The sequence below is a fragment of the uncultured Draconibacterium sp. genome, assembly GCF_913060805.1.
Lineage (GTDB): Bacteria > Bacteroidota > Bacteroidia > Bacteroidales > Prolixibacteraceae > Draconibacterium.
In genome coordinates this window covers 1-21,345 of the sequence record NZ_CAJXTC010000001.1, presented here as the reverse complement: position 1 = coordinate 21,345, position 21,345 = coordinate 1, and the positions used below count along the sequence as shown (strand labels likewise).

Sequence of the window (21,345 nt, the reverse complement as noted above, 5' to 3'; positions counted from 1 at the left end):
GATCAATACGATCTTTAGTTACGTTTGTTAATTAAGCTTGTTTAAAATACAAAATATGAAACAAATACAACTAAAAGTGGTTTTGGAAAGTTGCTTTAAATCTTAACTAAATTGCAAATTTAACATATTACATTGCTAGCTAACTTCAGTAAGCTGCAGAAATGTTAACATGCGGGGGTAACAAAAAGTGTACAATGCCAATCTTGCTGATCAGCTTTGGGAAGTTCACCTGATGACTTGGAGGCATCTGGTGAATAAGCAAGGGCTGCCATTTTACTGATCAGGTGATTAGGAGTCACCAGATCAGCTTTGGGTAAGGAAGGTATTCAAAATTTCGTTAAAAAGTGGATGAGGTTAACTTCCCGCGAAAGTCCCAGTTTTTTTCGTAAACGATAACGGGCCGTTTTTAAGCTTTCCACGTTCTGATAGGTAATGGCGGCTATTTCTTTGTTCGACATATTTAGCCGCAGGAATCCGCATAAACGCAAATCGCCCGCCGTTAATTTAGGATAGGCTTTACTCAGGCGCTCGTAAAAATCGGTATGTACTTCCTTAAAGCGTTTTTCAAATTCTTCCCAGGAGTTATCGTGGGCTTTGCTTCCTAGTTCTTCAATTATTTCTTTAATTTTCCCTGCATCCTTTTGTGGCAGGTCATTCTGGATTTCTGTTAATTTTTTTGAGACAAGTAGAATTAGATTGTTTTTCTGGGCGAGGTACATTCCGTTGGTGGCCATTTCTTTTTTCTTGTGATCCAGTTCTTCTGATACCTTTTCTTTTTCCATACGGTGCAAGGCTTCCTCGGTTTGCAGTTGCTTGTGGCGATTGCGCTGTTGCAGGAACAGTAGTAAAATCACAAGTGCTGCTGAAACCGACAACAACAGAATGATAATAAAGACCATATCCTTTTTATCTTTTCTGAATTTTATAACCGCAAGCTCATTTTTTGCCTCGGTCAATTCTTTATCCAGCTCATGCTTTGCCCTTAATTTTATTATCTCTTCACCCGAATTACGTTCGTTAAGGATATTACTGCTCTCGGCATAACTCTTGTAATAAAATGCTGCCTTTTGCATATTTCCACTTTCCTCGTTACTTGAGGCAAGTAGTTGTAACACCTGGGTTTTAATGTCGTATTCATCCAGTTTTTCGCTGTAGTCAAGTGCTTTTTCTAAAGCGAGCAGAGCCGGTTTGTATTGTTTGTTGTTGTAGTAGTTTTCGCCCAGCTGCCGGTAGTAAGTGGCGTATTGAAAATTAATTGAACCCGGGAAAGAGGACTCAAGTATTTCGAGATCGGCTTTTTGAATGTTTAAGTATTTTGATACACTATCGGGTTGTTGTGTTTCCAGAAAAATATCGACAAAATTTACCGACATTATTTGTTCGCCGTAAGCATCATTGCGCGCACCCGGATAATTCCACGCCTGTCTGAGATAAAGCATTGCACTATCGGTTTTTTGTTCCTCAAGGTAAATTGAGGCCATATTGCTGTAGGCGCTGGCGGGCGAAAAATGCAGCTCCTCTTCCTTAAGCGTTTTGGATATTGCAATGGTTTTGTGGAACATTTTTTTGCTGGCCTCCAAATCTCCAATGCTTTTCAGGTGCGATCCGAAATTATTGTAAATGGAATAGAGCCAGGTAATGTCGTTAAGTTCTTCTGCTAATTCCAGACCTTTGGAATAAAGCTGAAATGCTTTTACGTATTTGTTTTGCAAATCATACAGGTAACCCAAATTGATAACAACACTAAATGCCTCTGTTTTATTATCGAGATTATCTAACAGCTGAATTGCCTGTTCGTAACTGGCAATTGCAGCCTCTTCGTTTTGTTGCATCAGTTCAATTCGGCCTAAAATATTATAGAATCGGAATAGGCCACTATAATTTTTACTCGCTTCTGACAGTTTTAGGCCATCATTTGCATAATACCGGGCAGAATCGGGCTGGGTATTGAGATACGATTTTGCAATTTCTGTTACTAATAAAACTTTATTTTCGATGCTAACTTCCGCAGTGTATTTGGTCTTTAGGCTATCTACATCTGGCTGAGCAACAACATGTGCAGCCATCAGAAAAGTAATAATGAAAAAATAGATCGATTTAAGGTTCATAGAGTATAACTTCGGTGAAGCAATAAAGATAAACAATTGGTGAAAAAAAATCCATGCCGGTTAAAACATGGATTTCTCGTTTTCTGAAAGTCTCTAGAAATCAATAGCAAAATTTGGTTCAATATATTTTAACTCACCCTGATTGTGCCTTCGACACAATCGTCCCTCTCTTTGCAAAGAGAGGGAGTGAGGGAGAGTTCGCTAAAAATAATTTTTCGTTCATCGCTAACGGTGATTCCGGAAAAGCATGATTGTTTTGTTCGATGGCAACTATTATTTCCTGTATAATGGCGATCGTTTAATTAACCATTGTAAAGTTACAGTGTAAGCATCTTCTGTCATCCAGAATGAAGTGTGCGCATTGGCATAAATATTCTGTCCCTGGTCGGAATACATTTTCATATCAACCTGGGTTTGAAAATTATCTGTTGAGCTGGATGATGTTGAGGTATACGTGCGTTTTTTGTCATTCTTTTGCTCGCTGGTTTTACTTGAGCCCGAATAATTGGTTGTGCTGGTATAACGAACATTTACGGTTCCCATTACAACATATTCAACTCCTAGAATATTACACAATTCAGCCGGTGTAAACCCGTCGATATTCGACGAATTTATACTGTGTTTGATCAAGGTTGCGTTTGTGGTAGTAGGATCTTGCAGATTGAACTCGCTGGCAAACTTTGTCATCAGTGTGTAACAGTCGGATTGCACCTTTTTCTCCATTTGATCATCATGCGCTCCATCGCTGCTCATGTAGGTAAAAGGCAAAACCGCCACCTTGTTGTGATGATCCTGCAAAGAAACATCAGCTCCGGAAGCTGAAGCGGTCTGCGCTTTATTAAGTATTTCTATCCGTCCGCTTGCAAATTGAATTTTGTTAATATCGGCTTTCGAATACGAGTATTTCAAGCTTTCATTTTTATGGACAAACTCAATACTTTGGTCGTTCATGGCAACAACCTGTCCAATGTGTTCTTCGCCATTTAGCATAGTCACTTTGTCGAAACTTTCCTGTGCCTGTGCCGTAACATTCGCCAGCATCAAAGTGGCCACGAAAAATATCAATGATATAACTATCGGTTTCTTCATTATTTTAAATTTTAGAATTTAAAGGACAGCCCCTGCGAATTATTCCACAGGGGCTGTCAGAATATTTGGAGTATGTATTAAAAATCAATATGTACTCCTGCGTTTATAATAAAAGCGCCGTGTTTGCCATTGTCGCCATTAAAAGCATCCGAGAAATAATCGTTTAACGAATATTCGTAGTTTGCTTCAACAAACAGAAAAAGAATATCTAAACCAATACCTCCGTCGATGGCCCAAATGGCACTGTTGATATTGTCTTTATCGAAAAACTCGTCGCCATCTTTTATCGACCCCGGAATAGAAACTGAAGGGCCGGCGAAAAGACGTAATGCAAACATGTCGCTTTCGTGCCCCAATACATGGTAGCCTGCATACACCGGAATTTTAACCAGGTTCTGGCTAAAATCAACTTCGCCAATGGTGCTGCCTTCGCTAACCAAAATGCTGCGTGAGTTCCGAACGAACTGAATGCCCGGCTCCACATAAAATTTGTCGCCGATTAAAACACCACCACCAAATTGGTAACCGGCCTTTGCCGATATATCGGCGTCGGTACCATGGAAAGTGGCAAAGTTCATCCCTACAAGGCCTTTAATTTCAACCTGTGCTTTTGCACTTGTAAATCCAATGATGGCAAGTGCCAGTATAAGAGTTAATTTTTTCATTTGTTTACTTTTAGTTTTTGTTATGAGTATTGCGATAAGTTACAATCAAACAGTCTTTTAAGTTTAAATAATTAAGTAGACAAAAAGTGAACAAGAGTGGCAATGTGCATTTTTGAGGTGCATTTCGCAGGCTGAACAGTGTAAGGCCACTGGGCAAGGGATTAATGTTCTGTAGTTCTTGTAATTTATTGATTTCTGGGTTCTTGCAGCCGTGTAATTGCCCAGCAAACTTTGTGGATGGCTTGGTGCAGCGCTGCAAATGGCAAAAAATTTTTCTTAGACCCCTCCTGCAGCCGTGTAACAAAACGATCCTAACCCACCGCTGCTGCTGCCCAATCAGGAAATACAGTAACATCAATATCAAATACCAAAACGCCCCAGAAATACATAACCAGCGTGGCAACAATAATTCCGGCCAGGTTGAGTAGTATTCCGGTTTTTACCATGTCTTTTACGCGAATGCGGTTGGTACCAAAAATAATAGCGTTGGGAGGTGTGGCAACCGGTAACATAAAAGCCAGCGAAGCCGCCAGCGTTGCCGGAATCATCAACAGCAAAGGATTTACCTTGATAGTAGTAGAAAGCCCCGAAAGAATAGGCAAAATCATTTCTGTAGTTGCGGTGTTTGATGTTAGCTCGGTTAAAAACGACATCATGGTTACGTTGGCAAAAGTGAGTACAATTGGCTCTACATCGGCAAGGCCGGCCATTTGCTCGCCAAACCAAACCGAAAGTCCCGATTCTACAAATCCTTGTGCCAGTGCGAAACCTCCACCAAATAAAAGCACAATATTCCAGGGGATTTTTCGCGCTGTTTGCCAGTTCATAATCCGCTCCCCTTTTTCTGATTTCGATGGCAGTATAAAAAGCAACAGGGCAATAAATATGGCCACTGTACCATCGTTGATGTACGACGGATTTTTAAACAGTTTCGACCAGCCGGGAATCTCAAACGACTGGATAGTAAATCCTGATCGGAATATCCATAAAAATGCCAAAATTACGAACAATATCAGTACGATCTTCTCCTCCGGTTTTGCTTTGCCCAACGCTTTGTATTCTTCGCGAAACTGGTTGATGTGAATCTTTTTCCAGCTTTTTTGAGGTTTATACATTATATATAATAACAGCCATGCCAGCACAAACAACAGAACGGTAACCGGAAGCGCAAAAATAAACCAGTCGGCAAACGATATTTCAGTCATCTCGGGGAAGATAATGCTGACAATTCGTGCAAACGATAAATTCGGAGGTGTGCCCACCAGCGTTGCAACACCACCAATCGATGCAGAATAGGCGATTCCCAAAAGCAAACCGATCGCATACTTTCCCATTTTCTTTTCGCCCAGACTTTCCTCCAGTTTTATGATTATTGAAAGCGCTATAGGAACCATCATCATTGCCGTTGCCGTGTTCGACATCCACATCGACAAGAAGGATGTAGCGAGCATAAAGCCCAGTAAAATTCGTCCGGGACTTATCCCAACCACCAGCAAAATACGCAAGGCTATTCTCCGGTGCAAATTCCACCGTTCCATGGCAAAAGCCATTAAAAATCCGCCTATAAAAAGAAATATCAGGTGGTTAAAATACATGGCAGAAATCGTCTTCCCGTCAACCACACCAAACAACGGAAACAGTGCAACAGGAAGCAATGCTGTCACGGCCAGCGGAATGGCTTCTGTAATCCACCAAATCGCCATAAGCAAGGCAATTGCAAAACAGTAAGTCACATTTTTGTTCTGCGGGTCGAGATCGGCGAAAAGTATAACCAACAAACTAATCAACGGAGCAAGGATTAAAGCCCACTGCCGCACGCCATGCGGTTTCGATTGTATTAATTTAGGCATATTAGTTTAATTCGTTTTTCCGAATTTAGTACAACCCAACGACTTATACAAAAAGAAGCTATGGAAACTAAGCGACTGAATGCGAGTAAAATCAAGCCCGATGTGCGATTTCCAATTCTAAAATTCTACTGAATAAACTACTTTATTAAACTTCAAATCCGTATCTTGAATGGAACAAAATTAAAGACATGTACACATACAAAGCAACAGTTGATCGCGTGGTTGACGGCGACACCATCGACCTGGTTATCGACCTCGGATTTAAAATCACCACTTTTCAGCGTATTCGTCTTCGCGGCATAAACACCCCCGAAACCTATAATGTAAAAAAGGATTCGGAAGAGTACAAAAATGGCATGAAAGCAAAAGCATTTGTACTTGAACGAATAGCGAACAATGACAACGAAGTGATTGTTGAAACCAGCAAAGAGGTGGGTAAATTTGGCCGCTACATCGGTGTAATTCGCCTTGCCGACAACGAGCAACCCCTTAACGACGAATTGGTGGAGAAAGGTTTTGCAGTTTATGCAGAATATTGATTTCGGTTTGCTTAATTAACAAAAAAACATTCTATCTTTTATCGCAGATTTGTAAAGTACATTTATGACTACACACAGCAACAAATTTGGAACAGCTCCGGTATTTCTCACCGCTATTTCAACAATTTTAGGCGCAATTTTATTTCTTCGTTTTGGTTACGCAGTGGGCACACTGGGCTTTTGGGGTGTTATCCTCATCATTTTTCTGGGGCACCTGGTAACCATTCCTACGGCGCTTGCCATTTCCGAAATTGCAACCAATAAACGTGTTGAAGGAGGCGGCGAATATTTTATTATTTCACGTTCGTTTGGGTTGAATATTGGAGCCACAATTGGTATTGCGCTTTTCTTTTCGCAGGCCATTAGTGTAGCGTTTTATGTGATTGCATTTACCGAGGCATTCGAATTCTTTTTCAACCTGCTGGCCGATAAATACGACTTTTTTCTGCCGCGACAGGCAATTAGTTTGCCGGTTATGGCAGGATTGGCTTTTCTGATCATAAAAAAAGGGGCCAACCTGGGCGTGAAAGCACTTTATTTTGTGGTAGCCATTTTGTTTGTTTCCATCATTATGTTCTTTCTCGGATCGACAGAATTTTCGGAGTCAGCACGCCTGCCTTTTTCAGGTGATCAGTTTCGGAATTTCGAGAATTTCTTTGTTGTTTTTGCCATTATATTCCCTGCTTTTACCGGAATGACGGCCGGTGTTGGACTGTCGGGCGATTTAAAAAACCCATCGAAATCCATTCCACTCGGCACCGTGCTCGCAACCGTTTCCGGCATGATAATTTATGTTTTTATCGTCTATAAACTCACCATGTCGGCATCTATCGAAGATTTGACAGAGCACCAGTTAATAATGGGAAAAATTGCCATCGCCGGTTCGGTAATTGTACCGCTTGGTCTGGCCGCATCAACTATTTCGTCAGCTCTCGGTTCGGTAATGGTAGCTCCACGTACCTTGCAGGCCTTGGCACTCGATCATGCTTTTCCTTCGAAACGAATTAACCGCTGGCTATCGAAAGCAAATCCGGCCGATAACGAGCCGCAAAATGCATCGATTGTTACCGTGGCCATTGCCTTTGTTTTTGTAGCATTGGGAGATGTAAATGCCGTTGCTTCTATCATCTCCATGTTTTTTATGGTTACATACGGAGCGTTGTGCCTCATCTCCTTTCTGAATCATTTTGGAGCTTCGCCATCGTACCGCCCCACTTTCCGCTCGCGCTGGTACCTTTCGCTGGTTGGATTTTTGGTGTCTATCTGGGTGATGTTTAAAATCAGCACCTCCTACGCTTTGCTGGCTGCCGGGGCAATGACATTGATTTACCTCTACATTAACCACTACCACAAACACCGCAAAGACTTTGCATCGTTGTTTGCCAACTCGCTTTTCCAGCTAAACAGGAAATTGCAGGTGCATTTACAGAAACGCAAAAAGATGGTGAAGCAAAACGAGTGGCGCCCAAGTGCTATTTGCATTTCAGATAAAACCACCCACAATAACCGCGCTTTTCAATTGTTAAGCTGGATTTCACACAAATATGGATTTGGAACTTTCCTGTACCTCATTGAAGGCTATTATTCCTCAAAAACGGTTGAAAAAGCCGATGACATGCTCAACCTGATGCTTGAAGAAGCCGATGAAGAAAACTATGTGTACATCGATACGATTATTTCGCCATCGTACACTTCGGCAATTGCACAGGCCATACAAATTCCGGGTGTTGCGGGTATGGAGAATAACATGGTTATTTTCGAATACAACAAAGAAAATCCTGATAACCTGGGCCGAATTATCGAGAATTTCTCGCTGGTAAACAGTGGCGATTTTGATATTTGTGTACTGGCATCGTCGCCTAAAAAAATGAAAATTCAGAATGGTATTCACGTTTGGATCAATTCGTTCGATACCGAGAATGCTAACCTGATGATTCTGCTGAGTTTTATTATTCTTGGTCACCCCGATTTGAAAAAGGCGAGCATCGAAATTTTTGTGGTTTGTCACGAAAACGAAGTCCAACAATCAAAACAGGAAATGAAAAAGCTGGTATTGTCGGGCAGGATGCCGATTACTGAAAAAAATATCAAGATCATTCAGCGTACCGATGAAATTTCTACGCGGGCAATCATCAATAAAACATCGAAAGATGCCGGTTTAATTTTGGTCGGGCTGCGCGAAGAAATGATAAAACACGAAAAAGAAAACACCTTTGCCGGGTACGACGACCTGGGTACTATTTTGTTTGTTCATTCTAAAGAGCAGAAGGCTATAGAATAATGCATTTGGGCAGTATTGCTGAACAAAACAAAATATTTCGTAACTTCCGCTAAACGCTAATCCGGATCTTAATGAGGGAGATAAATGAATTTATTACCAATCAAACAGGATTGAGTGCTACCACCCAGCACAAAATAATTATCTCGATCATCATCCTGATCTTTCTTTCAATCATCCGCCTGCTGATTTTACGCATTGTTTGGCGGCAAACGCAAAACGTAAAAATACGCTACTCGTGGAAACGCACCCTTTCGTTTATCATTCCTTTTGCCGGACTAATTTTGATCAGCGCGGTTTGGATTCATGCCTTTGAAGAATTTGGAACTTTTCTGGGGTTATTTACTGCCGGTATTGCCATTGCCCTAAAAGATCCGCTGACCAACCTGGCCGGGTGGTTTTTTATTTTGGTACGGAAACCTTTTCATGTTGGCGACCGCGTGCAGATTGGCCAGCACACCGGCGATGTTATCGATATCCGGTCATTTCAGTTTACCATTTTAGAGATAGGAAACTGGGTAGATGCCGACCAAAGTACAGGCCGCATTATTCACCTGCCCAACGGAAAGGTTTTTCTTGAACCGCAGGCCAATTTCAGCACCGGTTTTGAGTATATATGGAACGAACTAAAAGTGAATGTCACCTTTGAAAGTAACTGGCAAAAAGCCAAAGACATTCTGGATAACATCATTCACGATTATTCAAAAGACATCCATGTAAAAGCACAAAAAGAGATTCAGGAGGCCAGTAAAAATTACATGATCTATTACAAGCACCTCACGCCAATTGTGTATACCAAAGTGATGGATTTTGGTGTGTGTTTAACCATTCGCTACCTGTGCAATCCGCGGCAACGGCGAGGATCGGAAAATATAATCTGGCAAGACATTCTTACCGCTTTTAATAAAGAATCCGATATTCAGTTCGCTTATCCTACAACACGTTTTTACAAAGCCGGCGAAGGATCAGAAGCACAGCAACGCAACCTTTAATCCTGTAAAACCGTCTTAATCCAAACTGCTGTTATGAAGCGTATTATCTTTTTTCTTTCGCTACTTCTGGTTGTTATTGCTGCCTGCAACGATGAAAAAGGCATTGAAATGGATATTGTTGAAACAGGTTGTATGAATGGCTGGGACGATTTTTACGAAGGCACCGGCGATTACAAACACGCTGTAATAGCCTATCTCGAGGACAATAACATTGCAGTTTATTCTATAAACAAAGTTACTTACGACACAGGACCGTTTTGTTTGGCTTGCTTTTGTTCTACGGGTAATTTAATCGTCATTCGAATTAACGAAAAAGATGTTGACAAGGCAGAGCAGCTGGGTTTCCATCTGGTTGTGAACGACCAAAATAACATCCCTTTAGAGGACTAGTGTCCGTCAATAGTGCTTAACCTTTGCGTCATGCTGAATTTATTTCAGCATCTCTATTTATGAAACAGATTCCGAAATGAATTCGGAATGACGAAGCGATGTTTTATACATAACACAACACGAAAATACTGGTCTTCTACCATTAAATTCTGTTAAATTTACAATATGCCAAAACAATTTGAACGCTATTAAGTTATACATATCGAAAAATCTATATGATTCGATAATCTTAATAATATAGAACAATGAGCAAAAAAACCGTTTTCAAAACTGCCTCATTGACTTTTCTACTTACCCTGATTTTTTCGGGTATCGCGTTTGGTCAAAACTGGCAAACCGATTTTCAGCAATCATTACAAACTGCAAAAGCAGAAGACAAACCCATCATCCTGGTATTTTCCGGGTCGGATTGGTGTGCGCCGTGTATGAAACTGGAGAACGAGATCTGGAGTTCAGATGAATTTATAAACTACTCGGCCGAGCATTTTGTGCTTTACAAAGCCGACTTTCCGCGTAAGAAAAAGAACCAGCCCGACACCGAGCAGGTAAAAGCCAACAAACAACTGGCCGAAAAGTACAACCAAAAAGGTTTCTTTCCGCTGGTGGTAGTGTTGGATGAGAACGGCAAAGTGCTGGGCGAAACGGGCTACAAAAAACTCTCGCCCGACGAATACATCAAACATCTTGAAACTTTCGTGAACTAATGGTTCGCCAAATAGCAATACTATTGGTTTTAGTAACATTGGGGCTGCAGGTTTTTGCCCAGCAACCTTATAAACGAACGCTAAAACTTATGGGAAGCCGTTTCGACATAACCGTTGTTGCCAACAACGAGCAGGAAGCAAACGGCTATATTGATCTGGCGGTTGCAGAAATTCAGCGTATCGAGAAGCTGATCTCATCATGGGATCCTAATTCGGAGACTTCGGCAATAAATAAAAATGCTGGAATACAACCAGTAAAAGTGTCGCCCGAACTTTTTGCGTTGATCGAACGGGCCATTCAGATTTCGAAGTTAACCGACGGTGCTTTTGATATCAGCTACGCATCGATGGACCGCATCTGGCATTTTGATGGAAGTATGACAGCCATGCCTTCGGAAGAAACCATTGCTGCCTCGGTGGCAAAAGTCGGATATCAGAACATTGTGTTGGACAAAGCGGCTTCAACCGTTTTTCTGAAAAAAGAGGGAATGAAGATCGGTTTTGGTGCCATTGGCAAAGGTTACGCCGCTGATAAAGCTAAAGCACTGCTAATGGACAAAGGCGTGAGCGCGGGCATCATCAACGCATCGGGCGATATGAATACCTGGGGCAAACAACCCGACGGCTCGTACTGGAAAGTGGCCATTACCAACCCGATGAACAAAGACAAAGCTTTTGCGCTACTACCTATTAAAAACGGGGCGGTGGTAACATCGGGCGACTACGAAAAATATGTACAATTCAATGGAATACGCTACGCACATATTATCGATCCGCGAACCGGTTATCCGGCGCACGGCATTATCAGTGCCACCGTATTTGCGCCAAAGGCCGAACTGGCCGATGCATTGGCAACATCAGTTTTTGTAATGGGTATCGATGTGGGGCTCGACCGCATTAACCAGTTGCCACAAATAGAATGTATAATCGTTGACGATAAAGGAAATATTCATCAATCGGATAATATTGAAATTAAAACAGACTAACACAAATGAAGAAAAAAATCATTTTACTGGCCGGACTGGGCATTATGCTTTTCAGTTCGTGCACAGTGCTTAAGGAGTACGAAAAGGTAAATATAAACGATCCGGATATGGCACTGGCCGACCGCAAGATCGACAAATTCCAAACTACTTTTCAATCGTACAGAGAGGCTGCTTCGGGAGCAAACGGAGGTAAAACCGGTGGCGGATGCGGCTGCAATTAAATCCAATTTAAAACATGAAGTACTTATTTAGTTTATTATTGATTGCTTCAGTTCTTGTGGCAAGTGCCCAGGACAACAACACCGCGGGCGAATACAAAAAACGTGTACTGGAGCATACCGAGATAGATTTTCTGGTAAATTACTACCAGCAGGATGGAGAGAATGCCGCTGTTACCGGCGGCTACGGAACCGAGGAATTGCAAGATCTTTCGCCAACAATTGTTGTGGCAATGCCGCTGAACGATGACGATGTGCTGACGATTAACGCCAATATTTCGGCTTACACTTCGGCCTCATCGAGTAACATTGATCCTTTTGATGGCAAGCAGCCGGCCGATCCTTTTGTGGCCAGCAGCGGGGCATCAAAATCGGATGTTTGGGGAAATGTGGTTGGAAGTTACAGCCATAGTTCCGATGACCGGAACCGACTTTGGAATGCCAACTTATCGGTTTCGGCTGAATTTGATTACACCTCATTTGGTTTTGGAGCAGGACGCACCTGGCTATTCAACGAGAAAAACACCGAGTTATCGTTGAATGGTAATATTTACCTCGACACCTGGAAACTTCTCTACCCTATCGAACTAAGGCCTGAAGGAGGTTCGTTCCAGCAGGTAGTTCCCGGTTACGATCCATCGTTTAACGAGCATACCAGCAAAGGACGAAATTCCTACTCGGCCGGTATTGGTTTGTCGCAAATACTGTCGAGCAGAATGACGGGATACGTTTCAGCTGATTTTATTTTGCAGGATGGTTTGCTGGCTACTCCGTTTCATCGTATTTATTTTGCCGACAAGGAAGATTACTTCTACGAGAACTTCCAGCTGGCCGATGACATTGAGCAGCTGCCCGACTCGCGTTTTAAAATTGCGCTGGGTGCCCGCCTTAACTATTTTGTAAACCACCGGGTAACGCTGCGAACCTTTTACCGGTATTACACCGACGACTGGGGGATTTCTTCGCACACTGCAAGCCTCGAAATTCCGGTGAAGATTACCGATAAGTTTACGCTGTACCCGTCGTACCGGTTTTACAACCAAACGGCAGCCGACTATTTTGCGCCGGCCAACGAGCATTTGTCTACCGAAGAATATTACACCTCGGACTACGACCTCTCGAAATTTACAGCCAACAATTACGGATTTGGTGTTAGCTACACCGATGTGTTTACGAAAGGGCACATCTGGAAACTGGGCTTAAAAAGTATCGACGCCAAATTCCACAAATATGACCGCGATTCAGCGTTCTCCGCATCGATGTTTTCGTTTGGAGTGAAGTTTGTTGTTGATTAAGCACTATCGTCTAGTAAATATAGAGTCCGGGGCTGTATTGATTTTTACAAATACAGCCCCGGACTTTATTGTTTAAAAAACAAAATAACTGTTAAATCCCCTACCCCTCATCCGTCAGCCGATGGAAGCTCCCCTCTCAAGGGGAGCCGGTTTCAAGCAACATTCTAACTTTACATCAGTGCCTTTTTCCCTTAAAAGGGAAAATGTTGATAGTTGAGCTTGCGAAATCCCGTACTTTACGTCGGGGATAAAAGGGTAACAAATCAGTGAAAAAATTTCCTTACCCCTCACCCTGTCGGGAGCTCCCCTCATCAGGGGAGCCGGTTACAGGCAACTTCACTTCAGCGCTGTTTTCCCTTTTTAAGGGAAAATGTCGACAGACAAAAGGGTAAAGCATTTATTCCACAAACTCAGCAATAATCTTCAATAAAACAGAATTTATATCTTCGAGGTCTTCATTTTTAAAACGCAATATTTTTATTCCCATATTCTTCAATATTTCATCACGTCGTTCATCTCTCCTTTTATTGAACTTGTGAATTTCTCCATCTAATTCAATCGCTATATTTTCTTTGAAACAGTAAAAGTCCGGTACATAAAAGAAATGTTCATCACCAATCGATTCATAAACGATTGCATGTTGTCGCAAAAATTTTCTTCCGTTCAGTTGTTTTCTGCGTAAGTATCTCCATAACTTTTTTTCTGCAGAAGTTGTATTCCATCTTAAATTTCGGGTTGTTTGTTTAATATGTTCGTAGAGCATGTGTTTTGATTTTGGGTTTCAATTCATTGTTAAAGTTACTAATTTATGAGTTAAATTCTTTACCCCTCACCCTGTCGGGAGCTCCCCTCAAAAGGGGAGCCGGTTACAAGCAACATTCTAACTTTACATCAGTGCCTTTTTCCCTTTTAAGGGAAAATGTCGACAGACAAAAGGGTAAAGGATTCAGTACAAAAATACCTGACTCCTCATCCGTCAGCCGATGGGAGCTCACCTCAACCTTGGCTGTATTCATTTCATCTACACAGCCCCGGGCTTTTTCATTTCCTTTCTATGATTATGTTTCGCAAAACACACAGATAACTGTGCATCATTTGCTTACCCCATTATATGCAGCCAGGTTAACTTCGTGCTAAAATTCAAATTTTTCTTTCACAAAGTAGCTTTACCAATCGTTTTTTTCTGTATGTTGTTAGCACTTAGGAGAATCAGTAATAGTTACTATGTTTCTACCCCGGTTCAAAAAAACATGAAAACATGAAAAAATTATTTCTCATTGCTTTGTGTTATGCATTTTTCTCCATTGCTTTTGTAGCCAAAGGAGAAAACAGCGGTAAGCCAAACGCTGTTAACAATAACACCACAACAGACTCACTTCAGCAAACAAAAGTTCTTCACGAACTGGACTCATTAATCCTGTTGGCAGAAGAAAAAAATGATCTTGAACAAGTAGCTTCTCTGTATCATAAAAAAGGGGAAATACTTTTAAAATCGGCACAATACAACGAAGCACTTGAGGCCATGCAAAAAGCTTATGCATTAATCGATGATGTGAACGATTTAGGTTTAAAGTACGCCATTAACCTTCATTTAGGAATGAGTTACTCTTTCCTTACGATGTTACCCCAATCGTTTCAGTATTTCGATGATGCCTACACTTTGGCCGACTCCATTGGCGATCCCTTGTTTATTGCCCGCGCCCGACATTTTGCAGCGACAAAAGATTTGGTTAGCGGCGAATTTGTGGAGGCTGCAAGAAAACTGTACAATTCGTACCAGGTATTACTGGAATACAACGATACCACCCACCTGTTATACATATGCAACGATATTGGTGCATTTTTTTCCATATTCGCGGAAAATGATCTCGCCCTTGAATTTTTTAATTATGCATTGCATTACGATAGTCTGGCCAATACCCCTGAACAATCGTTCAGACCGTTAATTTTAGCCAATATTGGTGCGCTTTATTCCGAAAATTTAAATGACTACACCACCGCCGAAAAATATTTTAAAGAATCGTTGGCTGCCTCCAAACCTAACGCAACCTGGAGAGATCGACTTTATGCCCAGTCATATCTGGCAGCTGCTCAAATTCAGAATGAGGACTACAACTCAGCTCTCCAATTTTTTGAAAAGGCGTATTACGATGAACGGATCAAGAGTCTTTCCAGCTATTATCCGTTTATAGTAACTCACTACGGATTAATTCTTTATAAGTTAGGAAATTACAACAAGGCTAAACGGATAAGTACCGAAGCTTACCAGCTTTCATCGGCAATTAATAGTTGGCAAGAAACTCAATTGAATTTAGAAACGCTTTATCAAATCGATAGTATTGCCGGGAACTACCAGTCTGCACTAACTCATTATCAGAAAATGATTGAAGCGAAGCAATCCAGATTGGCTGAAGAAGGGAAAATGGAATATATTCGGCTTGAAGTGGAACAGGAGATTGAAAAAATGTCGGCTCAACGCGAAGAATTATTGGCAGCCAACGAAGAATATATTGGCACTATAAAAAAGCTAACCAGGTTAACCGGCCGGCAAAAACTGGTGATCCTTGTATTTGTGCTGCTTGTTATTGCTCTTATCATAGAGCTACTCCGCAATAAACAGCTAAACGTGCGCTGTAAACGAAGCGAAGGTGCACTGCGGCTTTTTAATCAGAAACTGGAAAAAAAGGTAAAAGAACGTACAAAAGATTTGGAAAAAGCCAACCTCGAGTTGCATCAGTTAGATGATGCAAAAACGGAATTTCTAAATATTATCAGTCACGAAATACGTACACCGTTAAACGGGATTGTAGGCATGCTTGGCTTACTTGAGGCAAGCGATTTACCCAACAACCTGAAAGAGTTTCTGAAGATCATCCAGATATCATCCGACCGTTTAGAAAGCTTCTCCTACAAAGCCCTCGATATATCGATGCTAGCCACAAAAGCTAAAGAAGCACTTCACCTTTACAAAGGGAACTTAAAAGACACAATACAGATTTGTATACTGGAGAAGCAAGCACAATTCGCTGAAAAGAAACTGGAAGTAGTAACCGAGTTAACTGCTGATGATGCGATTGTCTCATACGATGAATCGCTGCTGAAGAAAGCCTTCTGTATGATTATGGATAATGCCATTAAATTTGCGCACACCGAAACTAAAATCACGGTAGGATTATCGAAAAATGACAATGCCTACGAAATTTCAATTACCGATATCGGAGAACTTTTCCCCGAAAGTAATGACGAGATTCAGATCAGGCCTTTTAAAACAGGATTTAAACATGTGGACATGAATCCCGGGCTTTCGCTTTATTTGAGCAAATTAATTTTAGAAGCGCACGACGGCGGTGTTAATTTAAAAAATAACGAGAATGGTGTTACTGTTCGCCTGGTTTTATCGGCAGAGTTGTAAAGCATTGGGTTAAAAATCCCTCCCCCTCTTCCATGAGCTTTCGGAAGTTCCGCTAAAAAGAGTGAGTTAATTCAAAAATCAATTCGGTACTTGAAAAAGCACAATTCGGAAACAAAAAATCAGGCAGCTAATCAAGGATGTTTAGATTTGAGCCAACAAAAAAGCAAATAAATGAACCAACTTTTCAGAGTGTTTAAAAAGATAATTTTATATACATTTTCCATTCTTTTACTTCTTTCGGTTGCAGGTTACGTTTACCTCTATGTTCTTCCAAAAGGACCTGAAATTACTGCAACCGGTAAAATCAATGTAGGAACAGACTCTTTTGTTATCCACGCTTATAAAGACAGCGAGAGGAAATCGATTAAGGTATGGACTTATAAACCCGAAAATTGGAACGACAAAGACAAAATCGTTTTCGTTATGCACGGTGGCGGACGAAATGCAGATGACTATCTAAACGCCTGGGTTGAATTAGCCAATAAAAATAACCTGCTAATAATTGCGCCTGAATTCGAGAATAAGTTTTCAAAATATACAACAAACGACTATCAAGAGGGGAATTTATTTACCTTTTTTGGAACCAAAAACCCGAAAACGGAATGGGCATATACAGTCGTTGAAAACATATTCGACTACATTAAATCGGTTAATCAGATTACAAACGAACAGTACGATATTTTTGGTCATTCGGCAGGCGGACAATTTGTACATAGAATGGTGCTGTTGATGCCCGAATCGAGAATTGGTACAGCCATCGCAGCAAATTCCGGATTTTACAGTTTCCCAAACCCGAAACTTAAATTTCCGTACGGAATCAAAAACACAGCCACAGATTTGCAAAAATCTTACAAAAAAAGATTGATTATTCTTTTGGGAGAATTGGATAACGACCCAAATTTAGGGACTTTTAGAACTACGGATTTGGCAATGGAACAAGGAGCACATAGGTTGGAACGCGGAACAAATTTTTATAATGCAAATAAGGAATTAGGAAATAAAAACAATTGGGAATTTAACTGGACAATAGACACCGTAAAAAATGTAGGTCACAACTATAAAAAAATGTCGGAAAGTGCAATTAAGTGGCTAAAAACTAACCCAAATCGAATAGCCCGCCCATAAAGGTACCCGCTAGCGAACAGCCTTATCCAACAGCAACTCCATAAAAAAGAAAACAACATTATGCAGCCAGACCATTTTGAAATAAAACCATATACCGACCTATACCGGCAACAGATTTTAACAGTTTGGGAGAAATCAGTTCTTGCCACGCACCACTTTTTAACTTCAACTGATTTTGAAGAAATTAAGGAACTGGTAAGCAACATAAATTTTCATGATTTTCAAGTCTTTTGCCTGACAAATGAGAACATGGTTTTAGGTTTTATTGGTGTTGCCGACAAAAAAATTGAAATGCTGTTTTTAGACCCGGAATATTTTGGACAAGGACTCGGACGAAAATTGTTAGAATTTGCAGTTAAAGAACTTCATGCGAACAAACTTGATGTAAATGAGCAGAATGTAAACGCACTGAAATTCTATCACAAATTCGGATTTGAAACGTTTGAGAGAACCGACAAAGATGAGCAAGGTAGAAACTATCCACTATTAAGAATGAAATTAATTGGCAGAAAGATTAAGGGATAAGTTAAACACACTAAATTCTCGAAAAAATAGTTATTCAAACATGAATCACAAACTTTTAAACTACCTGGTATTTATCCTATTTATTGGTTTTTTTCAGTCGTGCACAAATGACGACGGTGAATATAGCGTTGAAGAAAAAGCCACTTTTGAAGCGGAGATAAATGATGTGCCAATAACACTGATTGAAAGTGATATTATTAGCGACACCGCTATATTTTGGATGCCTTCGAGACAAATAAGAAATGTTGAGCCCGACTATACAATTGATATATGGAGTTTGGGATTAGGTAAGAGTTTTAGTCCTAACTTATCGCTTTCATCCAGGCTGACGGTTGATTTTGTAAATCATTTTGTGAGTTCGCAATATCTTGCAGACGCAAAGATTTCAAGAGCGCTTTTCGAAGAGGTTTTGTCTGAGGGCGAAAAAGAATATACACCAAACAATAACGATTTTCCTGGAATTAGCATTCAATGGATTGATGCCGATGGAGAACTATGGGCATCGGGCAGTCCTTATCCGCGCGAAGATTCAAGTATTGATACGGACAAAGATTCGGAGAACTATTTTATCATCAACTATTCAGAACCAAAAGATGCCCAGGCAATCATTGGCACGTATTCTCAGTACCTCGATATTTCTTTTCAATGCAGGCTTTACAATTGGAAGGGAGAAAGTATAGTAATGAAAAATGCTCGCCTGAAATATATTTGCAGCATTTTTTAGAGAAATCAGACAGCACGGGTCATTCATAAAAGTTTGCAAACCCGAAAAGGAAAATAAAGTGAGCTATATAGCGACTTTCAAAAAATCATATCACAAGAACCAAAAAAAGAAATATGAAACAATCAGAAAAGATTTCGGAAAACAAAGATTACTCTGCCATAAATATTGGGCGTTTAGATGAAATAAAAAACTATTCCTTAATTCACCCAAAATCAGGCAAAGAAGTGAAGGGAAAAGTATTCTTAAAAGAATTAATTAATGCAACCGGAACAGAAATATCTTTTACTGCCCTACCACCAAAAACCGAGTTAGGTTATTTTCATATTCACAACAAAGACGAAGAAACATATATCATCATTAAAGGAGCCGGTTATTACCAGGTGAATGATGATTGTTTTCCGGTTAAGGAAGGCAGTGTAATACGTGTTGCCCCTGAAGGCGTGCGGAGCCTGAGTAATACTTCGGATGAAGAGATGATTTATATTTGCGTTCAGTCGAAAGTTAATTCGTTAGAAGAACATACTACTGATGATGGAACTCGCGTTGAATATGAATCGAAACTGAAAGGCCGTTAACACCTTAATTATGCAGGTTCGCCACATATAAGTGACCGCCAATACAAACAAAAACCAAACAGATGAAACTCAACTTAACCGGGCACAAATGCCCAACATGCAAAACAGCCATCAGCTTAAAATTATTCCGAAACAGGGAGAAAATTATCGAATGTAAACAATGCAAAAGCTTACTCGTTGAAACACCTAAAAGCAGACTAATTTCGAGTGCGGCACTGGTAATTGGCTTTTTTGCTGCAGTTGGCGTTTCACTGGTGGCAGATAATTTTTGGGTTGGATTTTTATTGATACTGGGAACCTTCTCGCTATCGCAGGCGCTTATAAAATTAAGTGTGGCCAAACGCGATTTAAAAATCAGGGACAAAATCACCAAGCGGATTTCGTACATCCAAAAATCGGACTAGGAATAAATTGTACAGAACGCCAAAAATGGAAAGATCAATTATGAAATTATTGAATACCTGGAACATTAACCGGCATGTTATCTCTGGTTTAACTTCTTAAAAATCACCCCTCCACAATTTTCATTCGCTAATGATTTGTATAGTTTCGCGGCCCAAAAGGAAAATAAAATTAGCGAAGTATGATCTGCGAGCTGGCGACGAAAGACATTGAAGAACTACAGACCACAAACGTATTACCGCAAACCACTTTTTGGGGCCGCATAAAACGGAACCAGGGTTTTATTCCGAAAGGTTTTGAGCTCACCATTTCGCGTGATTTATTGGTTACAAGCGCCAATTCGCTCGAGAAAAAAGGGGAAGACTTGCTGGTACTCATCAAGTATGTAAATGCGAACGCGTGTTTTGCCTATGTTCCTTACGGCCCAAAAATGGAGCCCACTTTCGAAAACCAGGGGCTGCTTTTAGAGCAGTTATCCGAATCGATACGGCCGCATCTGCCGGCTAATTGTATTTTTATTCGTTACGACCTGACCTGGGAAAACCAGTGGGCCGCCGAGGATGATTATTTCGATGAGCAGGGAAACTGGATTGGCCCACCACCCGACCATACGCAGGAATACCGTGTAAACTTTAACACCGTTAAGGGGAATGTAAAAAAGAGTATTGAGGACAACCTGCCCAAAAATACCTTCTTTCTCGACCTTACTTTAGAGGAGCAGGAATTGATGTACAACATGCGCTACAATACGCGCTACAACGTTCGCAAGGCCAACAAAAAAGGTATACGGGTGCGCGAATACGGGCTGGAGCAAATTGGCGACTGGTATAAATTGTACTATGATACGGCAACACGCCATAACATGGCTTTGCAAAGTCAGGAGTACTTTTCGTCTATTCTGCAAAACCAGGACAACAGCAAAAACGGAGTGACGGTAAAAATGTTAATGGCCGATATTGACGGACGTTTTCTATCGTCGATGTTTTTGGTACTATCGCGAAAACGCGGCACCTATTTGTATGGCGCTTCCACCTCGTGTAAAGACAATTTAATGGCAAGCTATGCGCTTCAATGGGAATCGATACGCATTTCGAAAGAATGGGGTTGCACCGAATACGACATGTTTGGCTCGGCACCTAACTTAGACCGCAGTCACCCTTTGCACGGTGTGCATATTTACAAAAAAGGATTTGGCGGCGATCTTTACCACCGAATGGGATGCTGGGATTATCCTTACGACCAGAAACAATACGATATTTTTCGTTTGCAGGAAGCGCAGAAATAGTTTCAACAAATCAAAAAGGCCCTTAAAAAATAAATAGCAATACGGAATTCAAATTTATAGACTCACCCTGATTGTGCCTTCGACACAATCGTCCCTCTCTACTGGTACCTTAGATTTGCGAAGATATTTTTTGATGGAATGGAAAGGATTAATTTTGAGTATAAACCAAGATATTAAAAAGAA

The 21,345-nt window shown here is 40.9% G+C and carries 20 protein-coding genes; 15 read left to right on the top strand and 5 right to left on the bottom strand.

Features of this window, described 5'->3' with window-relative positions; all coding sequences use genetic code 11:
* Positions 1-326: 326 nt before the first annotated feature.
* From QZ576_RS00100 to QZ576_RS00085, 4 genes are all read right to left on the bottom strand, one after another.
* Positions 327-2,108, bottom strand: coding sequence for a tetratricopeptide repeat protein (locus QZ576_RS00100; RefSeq protein ID WP_297093141.1), 1,782 nt, complete (start codon positions 2,106-2,108; stop codon positions 327-329).
* A 273-nt stretch (positions 2,109-2,381) separates the two neighbouring features.
* Positions 2,382-3,197 (bottom strand): hypothetical protein, encoded by an 816-nt coding sequence (locus QZ576_RS00095; protein WP_297093139.1) that lies wholly within the window; start codon positions 3,195-3,197, stop codon positions 2,382-2,384.
* A 77-nt stretch (positions 3,198-3,274) separates the two neighbouring features.
* Entirely contained in the window at positions 3,275-3,862 is a 588-nt protein-coding gene (locus QZ576_RS00090; protein ID WP_297093137.1) for an outer membrane beta-barrel protein, read from the bottom strand.
* Positions 3,863-4,173: 311 nt separating this feature from the next.
* Complete coding sequence (locus tag QZ576_RS00085) at positions 4,174-5,712, bottom strand: DASS family sodium-coupled anion symporter (RefSeq protein ID WP_297093135.1); 1,539 nt, start codon at positions 5,710-5,712, stop codon at positions 4,174-4,176.
* A gap of 188 nt (positions 5,713-5,900) precedes the next feature.
* On the opposite strand from QZ576_RS00085, the gene QZ576_RS00080 reads away from it, so the two are divergent.
* The 8 genes from QZ576_RS00080 to QZ576_RS00045 all read left to right on the top strand — a co-directional run bounded on the left by QZ576_RS00080 (position 5,901) and on the right by QZ576_RS00045 (position 13,114).
* Positions 5,901-6,251: a thermonuclease family protein gene (locus QZ576_RS00080; protein ID WP_297093133.1), complete on the top strand. Its 351-nt coding sequence runs from the start codon at positions 5,901-5,903 to the stop codon at positions 6,249-6,251.
* Between the two features lie 64 nt (positions 6,252-6,315).
* Positions 6,316-8,532, top strand: coding sequence for an amino acid permease (locus tag QZ576_RS00075; RefSeq protein ID WP_297093131.1), 2,217 nt, complete (start codon positions 6,316-6,318; stop codon positions 8,530-8,532).
* A 71-nt stretch (positions 8,533-8,603) separates the two neighbouring features.
* A complete protein-coding gene (locus QZ576_RS00070) occupies positions 8,604-9,521 on the top strand; it encodes a mechanosensitive ion channel family protein (protein WP_297093129.1) in 918 nt (305 codons plus the stop codon).
* A gap of 33 nt (positions 9,522-9,554) precedes the next feature.
* Positions 9,555-9,911: a hypothetical protein gene (locus tag QZ576_RS00065; RefSeq protein ID WP_297093126.1), complete on the top strand. Its 357-nt coding sequence runs from the start codon at positions 9,555-9,557 to the stop codon at positions 9,909-9,911.
* 245 nt (positions 9,912-10,156) lie between these two features.
* Positions 10,157-10,615 carry a thioredoxin family protein gene (locus QZ576_RS00060; protein ID WP_297093124.1) on the top strand — a complete coding sequence of 153 codons (459 nt, stop codon included), beginning with the start codon at positions 10,157-10,159 and terminating at the stop codon, positions 10,613-10,615.
* A complete protein-coding gene (locus tag QZ576_RS00055; RefSeq protein ID WP_297093123.1) occupies positions 10,615-11,601 on the top strand; it encodes an FAD:protein FMN transferase in 987 nt (328 codons plus the stop codon). The genes QZ576_RS00060 and QZ576_RS00055 overlap by 1 nt, the downstream gene beginning before the upstream one ends.
* Positions 11,602-11,606: 5 nt before the next feature.
* A complete protein-coding gene (locus tag QZ576_RS00050; RefSeq protein ID WP_163326218.1) occupies positions 11,607-11,822 on the top strand; it encodes a DUF4266 domain-containing protein in 216 nt (71 codons plus the stop codon).
* A gap of 14 nt (positions 11,823-11,836) precedes the next feature.
* Positions 11,837-13,114 carry a DUF3570 domain-containing protein gene (locus QZ576_RS00045; protein WP_297093119.1) on the top strand — a complete coding sequence of 426 codons (1,278 nt, stop codon included), beginning with the start codon at positions 11,837-11,839 and terminating at the stop codon, positions 13,112-13,114.
* Positions 13,115-13,511: 397 nt separating this feature from the next.
* On the opposite strand, the gene QZ576_RS00040 is transcribed toward QZ576_RS00045, so the two are convergent.
* Entirely contained in the window at positions 13,512-13,877 is a 366-nt protein-coding gene (locus tag QZ576_RS00040) for an endonuclease domain-containing protein (RefSeq protein WP_297093117.1), read from the bottom strand.
* Between the two features lie 495 nt (positions 13,878-14,372).
* On the opposite strand from QZ576_RS00040, the gene QZ576_RS00035 reads away from it, so the two are divergent.
* The 7 genes from QZ576_RS00035 (at position 14,373) to QZ576_RS00005 (ending at position 21,162) form a co-directional block, all read left to right on the top strand.
* Positions 14,373-16,526 carry a HAMP domain-containing sensor histidine kinase gene (locus tag QZ576_RS00035; protein WP_297093115.1) on the top strand — a complete coding sequence of 718 codons (2,154 nt, stop codon included), beginning with the start codon at positions 14,373-14,375 and terminating at the stop codon, positions 16,524-16,526.
* 171 nt (positions 16,527-16,697) lie between these two features.
* Positions 16,698-17,651, top strand: coding sequence for a hypothetical protein (locus QZ576_RS00030; RefSeq protein ID WP_297093113.1), 954 nt, complete (start codon positions 16,698-16,700; stop codon positions 17,649-17,651).
* A gap of 60 nt (positions 17,652-17,711) precedes the next feature.
* Entirely contained in the window at positions 17,712-18,176 is a 465-nt protein-coding gene (locus QZ576_RS00025; RefSeq protein ID WP_297093112.1) for a GNAT family N-acetyltransferase, read from the top strand.
* Between the two features lie 40 nt (positions 18,177-18,216).
* Positions 18,217-18,900 carry a hypothetical protein gene (locus QZ576_RS00020; RefSeq protein WP_297093111.1) on the top strand — a complete coding sequence of 228 codons (684 nt, stop codon included), beginning with the start codon at positions 18,217-18,219 and terminating at the stop codon, positions 18,898-18,900.
* Positions 18,901-19,013: 113 nt separating this feature from the next.
* Positions 19,014-19,475: a cupin domain-containing protein gene (locus QZ576_RS00015; protein WP_297093110.1), complete on the top strand. Its 462-nt coding sequence runs from the start codon at positions 19,014-19,016 to the stop codon at positions 19,473-19,475.
* A gap of 62 nt (positions 19,476-19,537) precedes the next feature.
* Complete coding sequence (locus tag QZ576_RS00010; protein WP_297093109.1) at positions 19,538-19,879, top strand: hypothetical protein; 342 nt, start codon at positions 19,538-19,540, stop codon at positions 19,877-19,879.
* A gap of 179 nt (positions 19,880-20,058) precedes the next feature.
* Positions 20,059-21,162 (top strand): peptidoglycan bridge formation glycyltransferase FemA/FemB family protein, encoded by a 1,104-nt coding sequence (locus tag QZ576_RS00005; protein ID WP_297093106.1) that lies wholly within the window; start codon positions 20,059-20,061, stop codon positions 21,160-21,162.
* The last annotated feature ends 183 nt before the right edge of the window (positions 21,163-21,345 follow it).